Source organism: Cupriavidus sp. WS (genome assembly GCF_000395345.1).
GTDB classification, from domain to species: domain Bacteria; phylum Pseudomonadota; class Gammaproteobacteria; order Burkholderiales; family Burkholderiaceae; genus Cupriavidus; species Cupriavidus basilensis_B.
In genome coordinates, this window is sequence record NZ_AQPL01000170.1 from 1 (window position 1) to 4344 (window position 4344).

Below are 4344 nucleotides of genomic sequence, written 5' to 3' on the forward strand. Positions count from 1 at the left end.
GGAACTTGCTGTAGGCGTCGGGCGTCATGAACATGATGATGACCGACTTGGACTGCCCGCCCGCGGTCAGGCCCACCGAGGCCGAGGTGGTGCGGTAGTAGCCCACCGGAGCACCGCTGCGGCCGCGCAGCACGCCTTCGCCATATTCGCCGCCGATCACCAGCCCCGCCGACAGCACGCGCGGGAAGACCAGGATGCCCTGGGCGCGCGCGGCCAGCTCGCGCGCGCTGCTGGTGGTGCCGTAGAGCCGGTTGAGTGCGCCGTCGGCCCCCGCGTTGATCTCCTGCCGCTTGGCCGCTGCGTCGGTTGGCGCATTGGTGCCCGTGGTGGTGCAGCCCGCGGTGAAGGCGGTGGCCACGAGCAGGCCCGAGCCCGCCATCCGGGTCACAAACTGGCGTCGATTCATGTGCTCTCTCCTGTCAGGTACGAACGGGGCCGGCCGCCCGGCATGCGGCGCCAGGCCGGTACCGCCTCGCGGCGGCCGGAACTAAGCCATTGTGAACAGGCAGGCAGCCGCCAGCAACGCGCGACGAAAGAATTGTCTGCGGGCAACGAAAACATTTAACACGGGATACGCGGCACCGCGCGGCCGCCGCCGCCGCGCCTCAGGGCGCCGGCTCGGCCTCGCCGCCCGGCGCGGGCAGCCCGAAGTGCAGGTAGGCGGCGGCCGTGGCCATGCGCCCGCGCGGCGTGCGCTGCAGGTAGCCCTGCTGGATCAGGTACGGCTCCAGCACGTCCTCGATGGTGTCGCGCTCCTCGCCGATGGCCGCGGCGAGGTTGTCCACGCCGACCGGGCCGCCGCCGAACTTGTGCAGGATGGCCTCGAGCAGCTTGCGGTCCATCAGGTCGAAGCCGACCGCGTCCACGTCGAGCATGGCCAGCGCGGCATCGGCGGTGGCGCGCGTGATGGTGCCGTCGCTCTTGACCTCGGCGAAATCGCGCACGCGCCGCAGCAGGCGGTTGGCGATGCGCGGCGTGCCGCGCGCGCGGCGGGCGATCTCCAGCGCGCCGAGCGGGTCGATGCGGGCATTGAGCAATTGCGCCGAGCGGGTGACGATGCGCCCGAGCTCCTCGGCGGTGTAGAACTCCAGCCGCGCGACGATGCCGAAGCGGTCGCGCAGCGGGTTGGTCAGCATGCCGGCGCGCGTGGTGGCGCCGACCAGCGTGAACGGCTGCAGGTCCAGCTTGACCGAGCGCGCGGCCGGCCCCTCGCCGATCATGATGTCGATCTGGTAGTCCTCGAGCGCCGGGTACAGGATTTCCTCCACCACCGGCGAGAGGCGGTGGATCTCGTCGATGAAGAGGACGTCGTTGGCCTCGAGGTTGGTCAGCAGCGCGGCGAGGTCGCCCGGGCGCTCCAGCACCGGGCCGGAGGTCTGGCGCAGGTTCACGCCCATCTCGCGCGCGATGATGTGCGCCAGCGTGGTCTTGCCCAGGCCCGGCGGGCCGAACAGCAGCACGTGGTCGAGCGCCTCGCGGCGGTTGCGCGCGGCGTGCATGAAGATGTCGAGCTGGCCGCGCACCTTCTCCTGGCCGACGTATTCGTCGAGCAGCTTCGGGCGCAGCGCGCGCTCGAAGGCCTCCTCGCTGGGGGAGGCGGTGGTGGGGGCGATCACGCGGTCGCTGCCGCGGTCGGGGACCAGCTTGTCGGTTTCGATCATGGGTGTGCTACGGGCGAAGTGGCTCGATTGTAGCCCCTCCGGGCCGCGCTACCCGCGCCGGCCGCGCCTGCCCGCGGCCGCTCAGCCCTTGGAGAGCGACTTCAGCGCCAGCTTGATGCCGTCCGACACGCCGGTGCCGGCCGGCACCTGCTTGATGGCCAGCGCCGCCTCCTTCTCCGAGTAGCCCAGCGCCAGCAGCGCGTTGAGGATGTCGACGGCGTTGTCGTGCACCGGCGTGCTGCCCGGCGCGTGGCCGAGCTCGGCGCCGAGCTTGCCCTTGAGCTCGAGCAGCAGGCGCTCGGCGGTCTTCTTGCCGATGCCCGGCACGCGCGTCAGGCGCCCGGCCTCCTGCAGCGTGATGGCCTGCGCCAGCTCGCCGACCGACATGCCCGACAGCACGGCCAGCGCCATGCGCGCGCCGATGCCGGTGATCTTGATCAGCTCGCGGAACGCATTGCGCTCGGTGGCGGTGCCGAAGCCGTACAGCAGGTGCGCGTCCTCGCGCACGATCTGCTGGGTCAGCAGCGTGACCGGATGGCCCACCGCGGGCAGGTTGTAGAACGTGCTCATCGGCACGTCGATCTCGTAGCCGACGCCGTGGCAGTCGACCAGCAGGTGCGGGGGATTCTTCTCGATGAGGGTGCCGGCGATGCGTCCGATCATGGTGTCTGGTGTGTGCGGCGAAAGCGAAAGTGGGCGCCAGTGTAGCCGAGCGGCGGGTCAGCGTCCCAGGGTGTCGACGGCGCGGCGGCCCAGCGCCGGGTCGTCGGTGAAGACGCCGTCGACGCCGGCGGCCAGGAAGACCTGCACCTCCCGCACCATGCCGTCCGGGCTGCGCGTGGCATCGTCGCCGCCGGTGTGCAGGCCGCGCGGCAGGAAGCTGTTCTCGGGGCGGAACGTGTACGGGTGCACCAGCAGCCCGGCGGCATGGGCGTTGCGCACCAGCGCGGTGGGCGCGCCGAGGCCGCCGCCGGCGTCGCGCGGCACCACGCTGGACTTCTCCGGCGCGATGCCGCCGGCATAGCTGGCCACCTCGCGCAGGCCGATGGGCGTCATCATGTCGGCGTAGGTGCGGGTGTCGCCGGCCAGGCGCCAGTCGGCGGGCCGGCCGCGCGCGCCGCCCATCAGCTGCACCAGCTTCACGTTCGGCATGCCGGCGCCCAGGCGCTGGCGCAGCTCGCGCAGGTTGCCGCTCTCGAACGACTGCACGTACACCGGCGCGCTGCGCGTATAGGCGTGCGCGCGCAGCGTGGCCACCAGCTTTTCCTCGAGCGGCAGGCCGATGCCGCGGAAGTAGCTCGGGTGCTTGGTCTCGGGGTACAGGGCGATCACGCGGCCGCTGCGCCGCGAAGCGCTGGCCACCATGTCGATGATCTCGTCGAGGGTCGGAATCTCGAACTGGTCGTTGTACTGCGTGTTGGCGCGGCGCAGCTGCGGGATGCGCTCGCGCGCGCGCAGCGTCTTCAGTTCGGCCAGCGTGAAGTCCTCGGTGAACCAGCCGTCCAGGCGCTCGCCGTCGATCACCTTGATGCGCTTGCGGCCGGCGAACTGCGGCAGCGTGGAGACATTGGTGGTGCCGCCGATCTCGTTCTCGTGGCGGGCCACCAGCACGCCGTCGCGCGTCGTCACGAGGTCCGGCTCGATGGCGTCGGCGCCGTCCTCGATGGCGCGCGCGTAGGATGCCAGCGTGTGTTCCGGGCGCAGCGCGCTGGCGCCGCGATGCCCGATCACCAGCGCCCTGGGCGCGGCCGGCGCCGGCGATGCGGCGGGAGCCGGCGCGGTGGCCACCGGCGGCGCGGCGCAGCCGGCCAGGACCGCGGCGGCCAGCGCGGGCAGCAGCGCGGCCAGGCATGGCAGGCGCGGGCGCGCGCAAGCGCGAAGGCGACGGAAGTCGGCGGGCAGGCGGAACATGAGCATCCTCGGGCGGGCAACCGTCCGATTGTAAGCGGCCCGGCGGCCGCCCCGCGCGCGGCCCGGAAAGACGATCAGCCGACCAGCCGGCCGCGCCGCACGCGCATGCCCTTGCGCACCAGCTCGGGCGCGAGGCCCGTCAGCGCGCCCAGCGTATTGCTGCCGTTGGCATGGCAGATCGCCACGCCGAGCGCGTCGGCCGCATCGGAACCGGGCCGGCCGCTCAGGCTCAGCAGGCGCATCACCATCTCCTGCACCTGCTCCTTGTTGGCGCGGCCATAGCCGACCACCGCCACCTTCAGCTGCAGCGCGGTGTACTCGAACACCGGCAGGCCCTGGCCCACCAGCCCGCAGATCGCCGCGCCGCGGGCCTGGCCCAGCAGCAGCGTGGATTGCGGGTTGACGTTGACGAACACCTTCTCGATCGCGGCGCAGTCCGGCGCATAGGTGCGCGCGACCTCGCTGATGCCGTCGAACAGCGTCTTGAGACGCGAGGGCAGATCGCTCTCGCCGTCGCTCTTGATGGTGCCCGAGGCGATGTAGCTGAGCTTGCTGCCGTGCTTTTCGAGCACGCCGAAGCCGGTGGTGCGGAGGCCGGGGTCGATGCCGAGGATACGCATGGGATTTGGGGTGTCTGCTTGGGATCTGGCCGCGGGGCTGGAGAGGGTGTCAGTATGACATTGCTTTGTGGGGCTTTGCTGCTGGGGGGATGGCTATGTCGTGTGGTTTGCCTGTTCGGTCGGGGTTTGCGGGCGGTTTTGGTGCTTGAACC

The 4344-nt window shown here is 71.5% G+C and carries 5 protein-coding genes; all 5 read right to left on the minus strand.

Features of this window, described 5'->3' with window-relative positions; translation table 11 throughout:
• Positions 1-406, minus strand: a 406-nt coding sequence (locus tag K206_RS0114905) for a lipoprotein (RefSeq protein ID WP_043366627.1), incomplete at its 3' end; no start/stop codon positions are given.
• A gap of 199 nt (positions 407-605) precedes the next feature.
• Positions 606-1661: a Holliday junction branch migration DNA helicase RuvB gene (ruvB, locus tag K206_RS0114910; RefSeq protein ID WP_020203201.1), complete on the minus strand. Its 1056-nt coding sequence runs from the start codon at positions 1659-1661 to the stop codon at positions 606-608.
• Positions 1662-1742: 81 nt separating this feature from the next.
• Complete coding sequence (gene ruvA, locus K206_RS0114915) at positions 1743-2324, minus strand: Holliday junction branch migration protein RuvA (protein WP_020203202.1); 582 nt, start codon at positions 2322-2324, stop codon at positions 1743-1745.
• Positions 2325-2381: 57 nt separating this feature from the next.
• Positions 2382-3572 carry a glycerophosphodiester phosphodiesterase gene (locus K206_RS0114920; RefSeq protein WP_020203203.1) on the minus strand — a complete coding sequence of 397 codons (1191 nt, stop codon included), beginning with the start codon at positions 3570-3572 and terminating at the stop codon, positions 2382-2384.
• A 74-nt stretch (positions 3573-3646) separates the two neighbouring features.
• Positions 3647-4192, minus strand: coding sequence for a crossover junction endodeoxyribonuclease RuvC (gene ruvC, locus K206_RS0114925; RefSeq protein ID WP_020203204.1), 546 nt, complete (start codon positions 4190-4192; stop codon positions 3647-3649).
• Between the last annotated feature and the right edge of the window lie 152 nt (positions 4193-4344).